This is a genomic window from Brevibacillus brevis (genome assembly GCF_022026395.1).
Classification (GTDB): domain Bacteria; phylum Bacillota; class Bacilli; order Brevibacillales; family Brevibacillaceae; genus Brevibacillus.
This window is the reverse complement of sequence record NZ_CP041767.1, coordinates 3567769-3584270: the sequence shown is the minus strand read 5'-3', so window position 1 is coordinate 3584270 and position 16502 is coordinate 3567769. Positions and strand designations below refer to the sequence as shown.

The window sequence follows — 16502 nt, the reverse complement described above, 5'->3', positions numbered from 1 at the left end:
GAGAGGTTAGTGAAGATTCTCGTCCAGAAGTTCGGTGGTTCTTCCTTGACGACGGAGGATTGCCGGATGCGGGCAATCTACCATATGGAAAAAGCAATTGATGAGGGCTATGCCCTCGTCGTTGTCGTATCGGCGATGGGACGCAAAGGCGATCCATATGCAACCGATACACTTTTGCAGTTGGTTCGAGCGAACGGGAACCAACTGCCGAGTAGAGAAATGGATATGCTGATGCATACCGGAGAAATCATCTCTGCTACAGTCATGTGCAGCATGCTGAATGCACGGGGAATTAAAGCGACGATTTTGACAGGCGGTCAAGCAAATATAGTGACGAGCGACGACTTTACAAATGCACAAATCATGTCGATCGATCCAAGTCGCATTTTGCAAGACTTGCAGGAAAATCAAGTTGTGATCGTTCCAGGATTTCAGGGGCGTACAGCCGAGTGGGAAATTACGACACTGGGACGGGGCGGAAGCGATACGACTGCTACCGCTCTCGGTGTCGCCTTGAAGGCTGAAACGGTGGATATTTTCACCGACGTGGAAGGCATCATGACCGCAGACCCGCGTATCGTTGAAGAAGCGCAGCGGCTCGGTATGGTGACCTACACGGAAATTTGCAACATGGCTCACCTGGGTGCAAAAGTTATTCATCCTAGAGCGGTGGAGATCGCGATGCACGCAAACGTGCCGATTCGTGTGCGCTCTACGTTTTCGGACGACCCCGGTACACTTGTTACGACGATGCTGGAGATCGGGAAGATGGGCTACACTGTAAACGATAGAGTCGTTATGGGAATTGCTCATGTACCGAACATTACCCAAATCAAAGTCGCGAACAAAGAAGGGTCTTATGATACACAGCTACAAGTCTTCAAAACGATGGCAACCAATAACATCAGTGTAGATTTCATCAATGTGAACCCAATGGGTGTTGCTTACACGGTCCATGATGAAATGGGAGAAAAAGCTGCTCGTCTGTTAACAGAAATGGGATACGAGCCGCAGCTTTTGCCGCATTGCGCAAAAGTGTCCGTGATTGGTGCAGGGATGACGGGCGTGCCCGGCGTGATGGCGAGAATCGTGGAGGCACTTACACAAGAAGACATTCAAATTCTTCAATCGGCAGACTCTCATACTACCATCTGGGTACTCGTGCATGAAATGGATATGGTGAAGGCGGTTCGTGCTCTTCATCAGCAGTTCAACCTGCATGTTCAACATATGTAAGAGCATATCCTGACTTTAAATACCTACTGATCACGATAAGAGGAGTTGGAGAGGTAGTGGCACGTTTTGGTCGACTGGTTACCGCTATGGTAACGCCTTTTAATGAGCAGCTACAGGTCGATTACGATAAAACAGAGCGACTGATTGACCATTTGATTGCAAATGGTTCAACTGGAATCGTATTGAGTGGTACCACGGGTGAATCACCAACTTTATCCCGTACGGAGAAACTCGACCTTTTCCGACATGTGGTTTCTTACGCAAAAGGAAGATGCCACATCATTGCAGGAACAGGCAGTAATGATACAGCCTCAAGCATTGAGTTCACCCAAGCTGTACAATCCATTGGCGTAGACGCTGTCATGGTCGTTGCTCCTTATTACAGCAAGCCATCACAGGAAGGACTATACGCACATTTCAAGGCATTATCGGAAGCGACCGAGCTGCCCGTGATGCTTTATAATGTGCCAGGAAGATCCGTCGTCAATATGACTGCTGAAACGACACTTCGTTTGGCAAAACTGCCTAATGTAGTATGCATCAAGGAAGCCTCCGGCAATTTGTCGCAGATGGCGCAAATCATTGAGCATGCACCGGAAGGCTTTGAGCTGTACAGTGGCGATGATGGATTAACCTTGCCGATCCTGTCTATTGGGGGAGTGGGCATTGTCAGTGTGGCGAGTCACGTAGTTGGCCGCCCAATGACAGACATGATGGACGCCTTTTTTGCCGGTAACTTAACGGAGGCAGCAAGACTCCATCGCAAGCTGTTGCCGATTTTTGAGGGCCTCTTTGCATACCCGAGCCCAGGACCGACCAAGGTCGCTTTAGAAAAGCTCGGCGTTCAAGTTGGAGGCGTTCGACTGCCATTAGTCGAGCTGAACGAACAAGAAAAAGCATTCGTTCATTCTCTGCTTGTTTAACTCCATAGAAGATCAAGAGCCATTCCTGCCTGGGATGGCTCTTTTTCCTTGTGTTCATGATTTCACTTCGGGTATAATAAGAACAAGTGATTTGGGGCGGTTTTTTTGAGTGGACATGACAACTAAATATAGGAGGTTACACGTTTTGGCAAAGTCGAATCACTCTGTTCTCGTTTTCGCCCTGGGCGGAGTCGGCGAAATTGGGAAGAATATGTACGTGGTACAAAGCGGTGACGACATCGTAGTGATTGATGCCGGATTGAAGTTCCCAGAAGAGGAAATGCTGGGGATTGATATGGTTATTCCGGATATCACCTACTTGGAGGAACATCGTGACAAGGTTCGGGGTATTATTATTACGCATGGACATGAAGACCACATCGGCGGCCTCAGCTACGTGCTGAAGCATTTGAAAGTCCCGGTTTATGCGACAAAACTTACCCTTGGTTTAATTGATGCAAAGTTAAAAGAAGCGGGCATCCTAAACGAAACAAAACGCGTATTGATCAACAGCGACTCGGAAGTCGTTCTCGGAAAGATGAAGGCAACCTTTTTCCGTGTAAACCACAGCATCCCGGATTGTGTAGGGGTATGCTTGGATACGCCAGAAGGCTACATCGTTCATACAGGAGACTTCAAGTTCGATCAAACACCTGTTAACAATCAGGTAGCTGATTTGGCAAAAATGGCGATGATCGGTGACAGAGGCGTTTTGTGCTTGCTCTCTGACAGTACGAATGCAGAACGGCCTGGATTTACCGGATCGGAACGCTCAGTGGGCAAAGCACTCATGGATGTGTTCAGCAAAGCACCTGGACGTATTGTTGTTTCTACGTTTGCATCAAATGTTCACCGCATTCAACAAGTGGTGGACGCTGCAGCACAGTTCAACCGTAAATTGACGGTTGTTGGCCGGAGCATGCAAAATGTCATTACTATCAGCAGAGACTTAGGGTACTTGTTGGTCCCTGAGGGCTTGATTGTTGAGATCGATGAAATCAACAAATTGCCTGCTGAACAAGTCGTTATTTTATCAACTGGAAGCCAAGGAGAGCCTATGTCCGCGCTCACTCGTATGGCCCGATCCGCCCATCGGAAAATTGACATCCTTCCAGGGGATACCGTTATTATTGCAGCCACTCCCATTCCAGGGAATGAAAAATACGTGGCGCGTACGATCGATCAATTATCGCGCATTGGTGCAGATGTCATTTATGGTGGCCATGGACCTAACGGAACCGTCCACGTCTCCGGTCATGGAAGCCAAGAGGAATTGCGCCTGATGCTTAACCTAATGAAGCCTAAATACTTTATTCCCGTTCACGGTGAATATCGCATGCTGAAAACACATGCTTTACTTGCTGAACAGGTTGGAATTCCTGAAGAAAACACATTCTTGCTCGATAACGGCGATACAGTTGAATTCTCAGGGGGCAAGGCCCGTTACGGTGGAAAAGTCCATGCTGGCAATGTTTTGATTGACGGCTTGGGTGTTGGTGATGTAGGAAACATCGTACTTAGAGATCGTAAATTACTGTCACAAGATGGCATACTGGTAGTTGTCGTTACACTCAGCAAACAAAATGGCACGATTTTGTCAGGTCCAGACATCATTTCTCGCGGTTTCGTCTACGTGCGAGAATCCGAAGAGCTGCTGGATGAGGCAAATCGCATAGTGACCCAAACACTTGTCAAATGCATGGAAGAAAATGTGAACGAATGGTCTTCACTGAAAAATAACGTGAAAGAGTCATTAGGCCGTTATCTGTACGAGCAAACGCGCAGACGTCCGATGATCTTGCCGATTATCATGGAAGTGTAGGATCACGATAAAGAGCTGGAAATCCTTTTGAAAAAGGGTTTCTGGCTTTTTTTGCCTTTGTGGGCGCATGATTTTTCCTGTCTTTATCCATACTACAGAGGAAAGTGAGGGAGGATCATCCATGTCGAATCAACAATTTAGCGATTTTTTAAATAGGCCGCCGTTTGCAAACACAGCAGTAAATAGTAAGGAATCTCAGCCACAATCACCCACTGATGATCAGGAGCCTGCTGCCTCGCCGCCATCAGAAGCACCCGCACAGGAAGACCCGAAGAAAAAACTGCTGGATTCCATTACGCAACTGGGCCAGACAAACGTTCCACAGCTCGAAAGCAATATATATTGTATGACCGTCATCGGACAAGTAGAAGGGCATATTCAGTTGCCCCCACAAAATAAGACGACCAAGTACGAGCACCTCATCCCTCAATTGGTTGCGGCAGAACAAAACAGTAAAATAGAGGGCGTACTCGTTATTTTGAATACGGTTGGCGGGGACGTGGAAGCAGGCTTGGCAATTGCGGAAATGGTATCGTCCTTGTCCAAACCGGTAGTCACACTCGTACTTGGCGGTGGTCATAGCATTGGTGTTCCAATTGCTGTAGCTGGTTCGTACTCGTTTATTGCAGAAACAGCCACGATGACGATACACCCGATCCGTTTGACGGGTCTTGTAATTGGTGTGCCTCAAACGTTTGAGTACTTGGACAAAATGCAGGATCGTGTAGTAAGCTTTATCGCCCGTCACTCCAAAGTTTCAGAAGAAAAGTTCCGTGAGCTCATGACCCGTACCGGTGAATTGACACGAGACATTGGAACCAACGTGATTGGTGTAGATGCAGTAAAATACGGATTGATTGATGAAGTAGGCGGTCTTGGTAGTGCACTGAAAAAACTGAACGAACTGATCAAAGCGCAAAAAGGCGAGGAGAGTGTACTCCAATGATCCTATACTCCATCATTCCGATGGAAACGGTGTTTGAGAACATGGAGCAAGTGGAGAAACAAGAGCTCAAAGAGATAGCCGTGGGTCATGCCACGATGCTCATTGAGCAAACCGGACCGTTTGAAGGAAAAATCGTCAGGCTGATTAGTCCCAATCCGCAAGACTACCTGAAGGAACAATACGCACCTGGACAAAAAATTCAGTTTCAACCTGAGTGGCTTGCCTAAGAAGTCCTGTATTTCTATGAATTTCCTGTGTTATACTAGAGAAGTACGAACAGCAGCCGAACACGCGACGGCTGCCTTTTTTAACGAATAGGAATTTAGAAATTAAATTCCGGAGCGCATGGAAACTTTCCGCTATAACAGGGTCGCTCTACGTTGAAAAGGCCTCGATAGAGGTGTTCTAACCATTGGATACATAAGGAGTATAATGACGGGAGGAGGCGTGCCATTGAGTAGGAGAAAAAAAGAGCGTTCACAAGCGGCATTGGCCTCAGTTGTCAAAATAGAGCTGCTGGGACTTCTCATCATCGTGCTGTCCTTGATCGGGCTTTTGGAGAGTGGATGGCTGGGCAAAAATGTACTGGCACTTCTATTTCGGTTTATTGCGGGCTCATGGGATTTTCTCATTCCTGTTCTGCTAATCGGTATGGCCATACATATGATGTTTACCAGAAAGTCACCGAAGCTTACTTACCGCGTCTTAGGCATAGCGCTCATAGGTGTGGCGATTTTGACTTGGGATCACATGATATTGTACAAACAAATTACCGCAGATGGAAAATTTGCAGAGCAAAGCATTATTAAGGTTACATGGGACAGAATTTGGCTCGATCATGGTCAGAAAGTGTCCACCACCGGGGTAGGCGGAGGAATGATTGGTGCCCTGTTTTTTGCGGTGACAAATGGCCTTGTTGGAACAATCGGTACTGGTCTCGTGATTGTGTTCCTTTTCCTCGTGGGACTGATGTTTCTGTTCAATCTCTCTTATGTAAACATTTTGATGTTTGCCAAGGACAAGCTCGCTTTGTTTTACGGAAAGGCGAAGCATACAGTGAAGGACTCTGTACAGCTTTTGCAGGAAGAGAGCGAGAAGAGAAAGAAAGAAGCAAAGGAAGCGGAAGAGGCTCGCAAGCAAAAAGAATCGGAGGCAGAGAACGAGGCCATTGCTGTTACGGCGTTGAAAGAGCAAAAATCTCATCCACAGCCTGTCAATCAGGAGGAAGAAGTACAGCAACTAAACGCCCCATTAATTCGTGATTTTACAGATCGCATTGCGCTGGAAGAGGATGAGGAACCGATTCATCCTAGTCATCAAGCGAGAGCTGCACAACCGAAAACTAATCAGGAAATTACGTTTGCGCTCGAAGGAGAAGAGGAAATCTTCGGTACAATAAATACCGGAGAAGAACAAAATACCATGCCGTATGAGCTGCCAAGTCTGCAAATGCTTGCAAGACCCAAAGCGAGTTCAACAGCTAAAGACGTCGATCATACCTCAAATGCGGCAAAATTAGTGCAGACACTAAAGAGCTTTGGCGTCAATGCAACTGTTTCCGAGGTACATCGAGGACCAGCTGTTACACGCTACGAAGTTCAGCCTGCTACAGGGGTAAAAGTAAGCAGGATTGTTAGCCTGACGGATGATCTGGCTTTGGCATTGGCAGCAAAAGATATCAGGATTGAGGCACCAATCCCAGGAAAATCAGCTATCGGCATCGAGGTTCCGAACTCGGAGGTAGCGGTCGTATCATTACGAGAAGTGTTGGAAGCACCCGAGTATCAAGATGCGCCAGGCAAGCTTACCGTTGCTCTTGGCCGAGATATTTCCGGAGAGCCGATCGTTGCAGATTTGACCAAGATGCCGCATTTGCTTGTAGCGGGTGCGACGGGAAGCGGAAAATCAGTATGTATTAACGGATTGATCATGAGTATTTTGTTCAAGGCCAAACCGGAAGAAGTCAAGCTGATGATGGTTGACCCGAAGATGGTGGAACTGAATGTCTACAACGGAATTCCGCATTTATTGGCTCCAGTTGTTACTGATCCGAGAAGGGCTTCTGTTGCATTGAAAAAAGTCGTGGCCGAGATGGAACGGCGCTATAATTTGTTTGCCAAAACCGGTAGCCGCAATATTGAAATGTACAATGCACAAGTGGAAGGCACGCCACTTCCCTATATCGTCGTTATCGTCGATGAGCTTGCGGACTTGATGATGGTAGCTCCGGGAGAAGTGGAGGATGCGATTTGTCGACTCGCGCAAATGGCTCGTGCTTCCGGGATTCATCTCATCATCGCTACCCAACGTCCTTCTGTAGATGTCATTACAGGTGTGATCAAGGCAAATATCCCATCTCGCATTGCCTTTGGGGTGTCTTCGATGGCGGACTCCAGAACGATTCTCGATATGGGAGGAGCAGAAAAGCTTCTCGGTAGAGGTGACATGCTATCGCTGCCGATGGGGGCATCCAAGCCGACCCGTGTCCAAGGAGCTTTTGTATCTGACAAGGAAGTAGAAGAGGTTGTTCGTTTTGTAAAAGAACAGCAAGAGGCTCGCTACAATGAAGAGATGATCCCGGGTGACGTGCAGGAGGAGCAGCAGCCAGTTGTGGATGATGAACTGTACGACCAAGCTGTCCAAATTGTTTCAGAAGCCCAAACGGCATCGGCATCCTTGTTGCAGCGTCGTCTTCGTGTCGGTTATACGAGAGCGGCACGATTGATTGATATGATGGAAGCTCAAGGAGTAGTCGGTCCTTATGAGGGAAGCAAGCCTCGTGAGGTTCGTCTTCCACGCCCGTCCATAGAAAGTAATATTTCATAAAGAGAGACCTTGCCAGCATTTGTGTTGGTAGGGTCTTTTTTCCTATTTTAGGAGAAAAATCCCTGTCGAAATTAATCATTTTGCATTATTATTCATAAATATTTGGCTTGCATGATACTCGCCCCTCATGTAAAATTTCTAAGAGATTGACGGAAATTGTTGTTATTAAGTCTCATACGAATCAGAGGTCTGACGTCCTACCTGTTGGGATGGCTGAAGGACAGCAGGAGTGAATGATGATGAGCATCAAAGGGAATGTTCGATCACTGTTTCTCTTGGTAATGGACAAGATCAAGAGTGATATCGAAACCGGACTTCTTCGTCCTGGTGAACGCCTCCCTTCTGAAGCCGAACTATCGAAACAGCTTGGTGTAAGCAGGGCGACGCTTCGCGAGGCACTCCGACTTCTTGAGGAAGAGAAGATTGTCATTCGTAGACACGGTGTAGGTACCTTTATTAATTCAAAGCCTGTTTTTTCGGGTGGGATTGGGGAACTCTTTAGTGTGACGGATGCAATCGAGCGTCAAGGATATACGGCAGGAACCTTGATCCTGAAAACATCCTTTGGCGAATCTGCTGAAGAAGAGAGGAAGCGGCTGGCCTTAAATCCGGGTGAAGGCGTTCTCATCGTAGAGCGAATTCGAACGGCTGACGGTGAGCCTGTGGTTTATTGTGTGGACCGCATTCCTGCACATCTGGTGCCCGAGGGCTATGCGGCAAGTGGAGAGTCTATCTTCAAATGGCTGGAGAGCGTAACAGGGGTAAGGATCGCATACGCAGTAGCCGATATTGAACCCATAGGCTACAATGAAAAGGTTTCCAACCTACTGCATTGCGATAAATCTGCTCCCATGCTCTTGCTCAAACAGATTCATTACGACGAAAGTGAAAAGCCAGTGCTATACTCCCATAATTACTTCAGGGCTGACAAAATTCACTTTCATGTCGTACGGAGACGGTTGTAACAGTGGGGGCAACCTCACTCAACAATTTCATCAACTAAAAACAGGGGGTAATCTCAGATGAAGAAAGTTCTATCCGTGCTTTCTGTGGCAACACTCAGCCTGTCGCTCGTTCTCGCTGGCTGCGGAAGCAAAGAAGCACAGCCTCAAGGCCAAACTGGTAGCAATGGAGGCGCTCCAGCCGCTAAAGCTATCAAAGTAGGTATGGTTACAGATGTTGGCGGTGTAAACGACAACTCCTTTAACCAGAGTGCTTGGGAAGGGCTGCAAAAACTCCAAACCGATATGAATCTCCCGAAAGAAAACGTAAACTATCTGCAATCAAAATCAGATGCTGACTATGTACCAAACCTGACTCAATTCGTAAAAGACGGTTGGGACCTGACTTGGGGTATCGGCTTCCTGATGGGTGACCACCTGAAAAAAGTAGCAGATGAAAACAAAGATGCAAAATTGGCGATCATCGACGCTGAAGTAGATGCTCCTAACGTAACATCTGTACTCTTTAAAGAGCATGAAGGCTCCTTCCTTGCTGGAGTAGTTGCAGCGAAAATGACCAAAACGAAAAAAGTTGGATTCGTGGGTGGCGTTGACATCCCGGTAATCAAACGTTTTGATCTTGGTTTCGAAGCGGGCGTAAAAGCTGTAGATCCAAGCATTCAGGTAGTTAAAGTTTACACGGGTGCTTTTGACAAACCAGACATGGGTAAATCTACTGCTTCCTCTATGTACGGTCAAGGTGTGGACATCATCTTCCACGCTTCCGGCGGTACAGGCGACGGTGTGTTCAACGAAGCAAAAGACCGTAAAGCTAAAGGCGAAAACGTATGGGTAATCGGTGTTGACAAAGACCAATCCCTGACTTTCGGCGACGAAGTCACATTGACTTCCATGGTAAAACGTGTTGACGAAGCAGTTATTCGTGTATCGAAAGACCTGTCTGAGGGTAAATTCAAAGGCGGAGTACAATGGCTAGGACTGGCTGAAAACGGTGTAGGTCTGGCTGACACTTCCACGAAGAACGTTCCTGAAGACGTATTGAAGCTGGTTGAAGAATACAAGCAAAAAATCGTTAAAGGCGAAATCACAGTTCCTGACAAGTAAAAACTAAGGAAGCTGCAAATGGACAAGGCTGGTTCGAGCTACTGGCCTTGTCCTTTACCTTCACACTAGACCCGAAAAATGGGGTGAGCATGCATGAACTCGGTAAAAAAAGTGGTTGAAATGAGAGGGATCACGAAACGGTTCCCAGGCATTGTTGCGAACGACAGTATTACGCTGTCTGTAGGTAAAGGTGAAATTCATGCGCTGCTCGGAGAGAATGGCGCGGGCAAGTCCACACTCATGAATATTTTGTTCGGTCTATATCAGCCGGATGAAGGCGAAATTCTGATTAACGAGAAAGTTGTAGAGATCACAAGTCCAAGGATTGCAAACGAACTTGGTATCGGAATGGTTCACCAACATTTTATGCTCGTAGAAACATTTACAGTCACGGAAAACATTGTGCTAGGAAATGAACCGAAAAACGGGTTGAAGATAGATATTCAAAGCGCTGAGAAAGCGGTAGAAAAACTGTCGAATCAATACGGGCTCAAAGTTGATCCGAGAGCAAAAATTCAGGATATCTCAGTAGGGATGCAGCAGCGTGTAGAGATTTTGAAAACGCTTTATCGCGGTGCCGACATCTTGATTTTTGATGAGCCTACGGCTGTATTGACGCCGCAGGAAATCCATGAGCTTATCGAGATCATGCATAACTTGGTAAAAGAAGGTAAGACGATTATCCTGATCACACACAAGCTGAAAGAAATTATGGCTGTATGTGACGCGGTTACAATCATTCGTCGAGGAAAAGTCATTGACTCCGTATTGGTAAAAAATACGAATCCAGACGATTTGGCTGCGAAAATGGTTGGTCGTGAAGTGAACTTCCGCGTCGATAAAACGGAAGCAAAACCAAAAGAAACGATTCTTTCCGTAGAGAATTTGACAGCGATGGGTAACCGTGGTGTGAATGCGTTGAACAATCTCAGCTTAGAGGTTCGCGCTGGTGAAATTCTCGGGATTGCAGGAGTCGACGGAAATGGCCAAAGTGAACTGATTGAAGTTTTAACTGGCTTGCGTAAAGCAACAAGTGGGCGTGTCCTTCTTAATGGCAAAGAAATTACGAATCAAAGTCCACGTAACATCTCGGAATCAGGATTGTCGCACATTCCTGAAGACCGACATAAACGAGGATTGGTTCTTGATTTCACCATGAGTGAAAATATGGTATTGGAAACGTACTTCCATCCAACGTTTTGCAAAAACGGTTTTCTTGATTATGGCGCCATTGACAAGCATGCGGCCAAGCTTATCGAAGAATTCGATGTTCGGACTCCGAGTATTTACACGCCAGCACGAGCGCTCTCTGGAGGAAACCAACAGAAGGCAATTATTGCCCGCGAAGTGGACAAGAACCCGGATTTGCTGATTGCGGCTCAACCTACTCGTGGCTTGGACGTAGGGGCTATCGAATTTATTCATCGCAGGCTGATTGATCAGCGCGATCAGGGAAAAGCGGTTCTCTTGCTTTCCTTGGAGCTAGATGAGGTTATCAATGTATCCGACCGGATTGCGGTTATTTATGAGGGAGCCATTGTGGGGATTGTCGATGCAAAATCGACAACGGAGCAAGAGCTCGGCTTGATGATGTCCGGCGGAAAAGTAATGCAAGGAGGGGGAAACGATGAATAAAGTTATTGCGGTCTTCACGAAAGAATCGTTTCTCGTTCCTGCCGTTGCGATCATTCTTGGTCTTTTGACCGGAGCAATCGCAATGCTGGCAGGTGGATTTGATCCAATCGCTGCCTATACGGCTTTGATTAAAAAAGTATTTGGTAGTGCGTATAACTTTGGTGAAACGATTCGCCAAATTACGCCTTTGATCTTTACAGGTTTGGCTGTAGCTTTTGCTTTCCGTACGGGTCTTTTTAACATCGGGGCAGAAGGTCAATTTATCGTCGGGATGATTGCTTCTACTGTCGTAGGTGTTTCTTTTGACCTTCCAGCTATCATTCACGCTCCACTTGCGATCCTTGCAGGTGCTTTAGCAGGTGGTTTGTGGGGTGCCATTGCCGGTTATCTGAAAGCAGCACGTGGTGTCAATGAGGTTATTACCAGCATCATGTTGAACTGGGTAGCACTTTACTTTGCAAACTGGATCATGAATGCTTTCTTTATTCCAGCAGGCAAGCAAACATCGGAAGAGGTAAAGGATTCTGCGATCATTACTATCGGATGGCTCGCTGAAATGTTTGACAATGCTCGTTTGCACTGGGGTACACTCATTGCCGTACTCGCAGCTATTTTCTTCTATATCATCCTTTGGAAAACAAAATCTGGTTTTGAATTGCGCTCCGTTGGTTTGAACCCGCATGCTTCTGAGTATGCAGGTATGAACGTGAATCGTAATGTTGTAAAGGCCATGTTCATTGGTGGTATGTTTGCAGGGATTGGTGGAGCTACCGAGATTTTGGGCGTCTTCCACTATCAAGCGATTATGACGCAGCATACGGGCTATGGATTCGACGGGATCGCGGTAGCATTGATTGGCGGAAATACTCCATTCGGGGTTATCCTTGCTGCCATATTGTTTGGGGTTCTTACATTCGGTGCGAGCGGCATGCAGTTTAGTGCGGGTGTACCGTTTGAGTTAATCCGTGTCGTGATTGCTTCTGTTATTTTCTTCGTTGCTGCACATGGCATCGTGAAAATTTTCGTTAAGCCGATCTTGATGAAGAAAAAGGAAGGTGGAAACTGATGGATTGGGGATTAATTCTCAGCAACCTCGTTCATGATACCATCGTGTTTTCCACTGCCTTGATTTTTGCCGCATTGGGTGGATTGTACTCGGAGCGTTCTGGTGTCGTGAACATTGCGCTAGAAGGTATGATGATTATCGGTGCTTTTACCGGTGCCGTAATGACCTATGCTTTCCAAGATTCACTTGGTGCTTGGGCACCGTGGGTCGGATTTATAGCGGCAGGGATTGCTGGTGCTATTTTTGCACTCCCACATGCCGTTGCTTCCGTTACATTTAAAGCGGACCAGACCGTCAGTGGTGTGGCCCTGAACTTCTTGGCAGCTGGACTTTCCATCTACCTGACCAAAATTATTTTCAACGGAGCAGGTCAAACAACAACATTGACCACTGTATTTAACAAATTCAGTATTCCAGGATTGAGTGAAATTCCGTATATCGGACATGCCATTTTTGAGGCGTATCCTACTAGCTTTTTGGCTTTCATTGCTGTTTTCGTTACTTGGTATGTTGTATTTAAGACACCATTCGGATTGCGCTTGCGTTCAGTTGGTGAGCATCCGCGTGCTGCTGATACGGTAGGGATCAACGTTAAGAGAATGCGCTACACAGCTGTTATGATCAGTGGTATGCTGGCTGCATTGGGTGGAGCGACCATTTCTTTGACGACAACCAGTAACTTCTCCCATAACACGGTTTCCGGACAAGGGTTTATCGCGATTGCGGCCTTGATCTTCGGTAAATGGCATCCAATGGGTGCGATGGGAGCAGCATTGTTCTTTGGTGTCGCTCAAGCGATCAAGTCTTTGGTACAAATCTTTGGATTGACCAATTACATTCCTACTGAATTTATCTTCATGCTTCCGTACGTACTGACGATTCTCGTGATGGCTGGTCTGGTAGGACGATCCAGTGCTCCAGCGGCCCTCGGCAAACCTTACGATACGGGATCGCGTTAATCATTCGTTAACAACATTTGGCGTCTAGAACCTGTTACTTCCCCTGTGCGATAATTTTTGTGACTGCTTGCGGTCAGCAAAAAACGGTCCTGTCCGTTTTTGCAAATTGTTTGTGGGGAGGGAAAAAGATGAACCGCTGTCTACATAAGTACAGCAGTTATCGATGGAACAGGATTCTAGGCGCTTTTGTTTTTTGCCTGATGATAGCAGTATCCGGTGGAATGGTTTCAGCAAAAGAGCCAGGACCTGTCATTTCTGTCGTTGTCGATGGAAAGGGAGTCCAATCAGATGTATTGCCCATCCATCGAAATGGCCGAATGCTTGTTCCGATACGGGTAGTAGCAGAGGCAACAGGCTCAGAAGTAAGCTACGATGCCGCCACTCAAAAAGTCATGCTCAACAAAAAAAGCAAGCATATATCCCTTGCGATTGGCAGCCAGACAGCGTATGTAGATGGAAAACGATTGAAGATGGATGTCTCTCCAATCATTGTGAATAAGCGGACGCTTGTTCCAATTCGTTTTATCTCTGAGGCATTTGGCTATCAAGTCCAATGGGATGAGACGTCGGCTGTTGCATACATACAATCCAAGTCTGTGGAAGACAAGGCTATGAGTGTGAAATACTCATTGAATCCCTATGTCGTTCAACAGGGTGATACCTTATCAAAAATTGCAGCTCGCCACGACACGAACATGAGTGCCATTCAGAAAAATAACCATCTTTCTTCTGATGAGGTGCTGGTGGGTCAAATTTTATTTTTGCCAGAAGGTGCCCAAAGAGCTGAGCACCCCATTGCCACAACCGTTGCGGATGATCAATTGATTGGGAAACAATTTCGGTTTCCTTTCCACGATAATAGTTGGTATGAGCCGTATGGGGATAGCTTCGGATCCGATCGAGAGTGGACCGAGACGAATAGCGGCAGTGTTCGTAGTCACGAGGGCATCGACATAATGGCACCAAAAGGAACGCCGATTTACTCGGTATCCGATGGGACGATCAACAAAGTGGGCTGGAATACGTATGGTGGCTGGAGAGTAAATATTACAGATGAGAATGGTCAATATCGGATGTATTACGCTCATTTGCAGGCGTATGTACCAGGATTGTATGCAGGGAAAACGATAAAAGCTGGGCAGCTGATCGGTTTTGTTGGAGATACAGGCTACGGTGGAACTGGGACAGTGGGAATGTTTGAACCTCACCTGCATTTTGGCCTCTATCGTAACAGCACGGGGAAAGCGATCGATCCGTATGATTACTTGCGAATTTGGGAGCAAAATAAAGTAGATAGCGCCCTCTAAAATTTGGACAAACTACTACGGAGTACCTTCACGAATAAAAGGAGGCCCTTTGTATGTGGACATGTCCGTATTGTGGGGGAAGTCACGGCTTACCCTTTCACGATGAGCAGCTGGATGGCATGCTTTGTCTCTCGTCTGATTGCGGTCGATTTGTTGAAGAGCATAGCACATCGGATGATCCTCGAGACTGGGATGCAATGGATATGTAAGGAGAAGAGTGAACGGCCTTCGTAAGAAAGGTGCTGTTCGCTCTTTTTTTGTTCCATGGAAGCGCTGTGATTTGCGTATTATGGGACTTGCGTGAGCGCATAGGATGAAGCACTGGGATATATAATGGAAGATTCTGATGCTTGATGCCCTGACAATTGGTTACAATAGAGAAGAGTATGAGTATGCTGATGGAGAAGGGAGATTGGACTATGACTGCTTCTACGACCGAAATTGCATTTCAAAGCTCCCAAATCAATGGGATGAACGTACATATCCTTCCAACCGAAAAGTTCAAGACCACGACAATCGTGACGATGATTGAACAGGCGCTATCGGAGGAGCAAGTAACGAAAACAGCATTGCTTGCAATGGTTATGAAACGTGCCAGCGCTCGTTTTCCGGAAACGAAGCAATTGCGAGCACATTTGGATTTCCTATACGGTGCCATTTTTGATGTAGATGTCATGAAAAAAGGCGAGCGGCAAATTCTGCAAATTTATATGGAAGTACCGAATGAAAAATATTTGTCCAATGAAGCCTCGCTTTTGGAGCAGGCCATTGAATTCGTGGGAGATATGCTCGTCAGACCGTATGTACAGGACAACGCTTTTTCCGAAAAGTACTTGGCACAGGAAAAAGAGACGCTACGAAAACGGATAGAGAGTTTGATCGACGACAAAATGAAGTATGCAAACCAACGCGTAACCGAAGAAATATGCAAAGGTGAACCATTCTCTCTTCTCGTCCAAGGCCGTGTGGCGGATTTGCCGAAGATCACTGGTCAGGAGCTGTATCAATATTTTCAAGAAGTAACGACGACCAATCCGATCAATATGTTCGTGGTGGGCGATGTTGATCAACAGGAAGTAAGCGAGGCTATTCGCAAGCATATCCCGTTGGAGCGCTCCCAAGTAGGGGAACTGCAAATCGCATCGACGGCGAAGGATGTGTCTGCTGAGCGCGAAGTGATCGATCGGCTCGATGTCAACCAGGCAAAGCTCAACATCGGCTGCCGCACGCAGATCACCTATAAGGATGATGATTACCCGACGCTGCTCTTGTTCAACGGGATTTTAGGCGGCTTTCCTCACTCCAAGCTGTTTGTCAATGTCCGTGAAAAAGAGAGTCTAGCTTACTATGCCGTATCCAGGCTAGAGAGCCACAAAGGGATTCTCATGATCATGTCCGGGATTGATGTTAGCAAATATCAGCGTGCGGTTGAGATTATTAAACAGCAGCTGGAACTGATGCAACAAGGAACCATATCGGACGAGGAAATGAGCCAGACGCGTGCCACGTTGTCTAACCAATTCCGCGAGCTTTTGGACAGTGCACGCGGCATGATTGATTTTACGTACAATGGTGTGATTAGCGGACGTCCTCGGAAAATCGAAGAGCTTTTGGCTGGGATCAATCAAGCAACAATTGAAGATATCAAGAAGGTAGCGAGCAAGGTGACGATCGACACGATTTATCTGCTGCGGGACAAGAAGGGAGAGGCATAAG

At 46.7% G+C, this 16502-nt stretch carries 14 protein-coding genes; all 14 read left to right on the top strand.

Features of this window, described 5'->3' with window-relative positions; genetic code table 11:
* Window positions 1–9: 9 nt before the first annotated feature.
* The 14 genes from dapG (at window position 10) to yfmF (ending at window position 16501) form a co-directional block, all read left to right on the top strand.
* Window positions 10–1236 (top strand): aspartate kinase, encoded by a 1227-nt coding sequence (dapG, locus tag FO446_RS16995; protein ID WP_173607980.1) that lies wholly within the window; start codon window positions 10–12, stop codon window positions 1234–1236.
* Window positions 1237–1292: 56 nt separating this feature from the next.
* The gene (gene dapA, locus FO446_RS16990; protein WP_221869154.1) at window positions 1293–2159 is read left to right on the top strand and encodes a 4-hydroxy-tetrahydrodipicolinate synthase; all 867 of its coding nucleotides are present in this window, start codon (window positions 1293–1295) and stop codon (window positions 2157–2159) included.
* A 145-nt stretch (window positions 2160–2304) separates the two neighbouring features.
* Window positions 2305–3981: a ribonuclease J gene (locus tag FO446_RS16985; protein WP_173607978.1), complete on the top strand. Its 1677-nt coding sequence runs from the start codon at window positions 2305–2307 to the stop codon at window positions 3979–3981.
* Between the two features lie 121 nt (window positions 3982–4102).
* Window positions 4103–4927: a ClpP family protease gene (locus FO446_RS16980; protein ID WP_221869153.1), complete on the top strand. Its 825-nt coding sequence runs from the start codon at window positions 4103–4105 to the stop codon at window positions 4925–4927.
* Window positions 4924–5154, top strand: coding sequence for a YlzJ-like family protein (locus FO446_RS16975; protein WP_173607976.1), 231 nt, complete (start codon window positions 4924–4926; stop codon window positions 5152–5154). Before FO446_RS16980 ends, FO446_RS16975 begins: the two co-directional genes overlap by 4 nt.
* Window positions 5155–5374: 220 nt before the next feature.
* Complete coding sequence (locus FO446_RS16970; protein ID WP_330873219.1) at window positions 5375–7753, top strand: FtsK/SpoIIIE family DNA translocase; 2379 nt, start codon at window positions 5375–5377, stop codon at window positions 7751–7753.
* A gap of 239 nt (window positions 7754–7992) precedes the next feature.
* Window positions 7993–8718, top strand: a complete 726-nt coding sequence (locus FO446_RS16965) for a GntR family transcriptional regulator (RefSeq protein ID WP_173608375.1) — start codon at window positions 7993–7995, stop codon at window positions 8716–8718.
* Window positions 8719–8775: 57 nt separating this feature from the next.
* Window positions 8776–9819 carry a BMP family lipoprotein gene (locus tag FO446_RS16960; RefSeq protein ID WP_173607974.1) on the top strand — a complete coding sequence of 348 codons (1044 nt, stop codon included), beginning with the start codon at window positions 8776–8778 and terminating at the stop codon, window positions 9817–9819.
* 93 nt (window positions 9820–9912) lie between these two features.
* Window positions 9913–11454 (top strand): ABC transporter ATP-binding protein, encoded by a 1542-nt coding sequence (locus FO446_RS16955; RefSeq protein WP_173607973.1) that lies wholly within the window; start codon window positions 9913–9915, stop codon window positions 11452–11454.
* The gene (locus tag FO446_RS16950) at window positions 11447–12520 is read left to right on the top strand and encodes an ABC transporter permease (RefSeq protein ID WP_015891691.1); all 1074 of its coding nucleotides are present in this window, start codon (window positions 11447–11449) and stop codon (window positions 12518–12520) included. The genes FO446_RS16955 and FO446_RS16950 overlap by 8 nt, the downstream gene beginning before the upstream one ends.
* Window positions 12520–13479 carry an ABC transporter permease gene (locus FO446_RS16945; protein WP_173607972.1) on the top strand — a complete coding sequence of 320 codons (960 nt, stop codon included), beginning with the start codon at window positions 12520–12522 and terminating at the stop codon, window positions 13477–13479. The genes FO446_RS16950 and FO446_RS16945 overlap by 1 nt, the downstream gene beginning before the upstream one ends.
* Before the next feature lie 128 nt (window positions 13480–13607).
* Window positions 13608–14786 carry a stalk domain-containing protein gene (locus FO446_RS16940; protein WP_237898583.1) on the top strand — a complete coding sequence of 393 codons (1179 nt, stop codon included), beginning with the start codon at window positions 13608–13610 and terminating at the stop codon, window positions 14784–14786.
* Window positions 14787–14839: 53 nt separating this feature from the next.
* Window positions 14840–14995, top strand: coding sequence for a hypothetical protein (locus FO446_RS16935; protein WP_007719195.1), 156 nt, complete (start codon window positions 14840–14842; stop codon window positions 14993–14995).
* A 210-nt stretch (window positions 14996–15205) separates the two neighbouring features.
* The gene (gene yfmF, locus FO446_RS16930; RefSeq protein ID WP_237898581.1) at window positions 15206–16501 is read left to right on the top strand and encodes an EF-P 5-aminopentanol modification-associated protein YfmF; all 1296 of its coding nucleotides are present in this window, start codon (window positions 15206–15208) and stop codon (window positions 16499–16501) included.
* Window position 16502 lies beyond the last annotated feature (1 nt).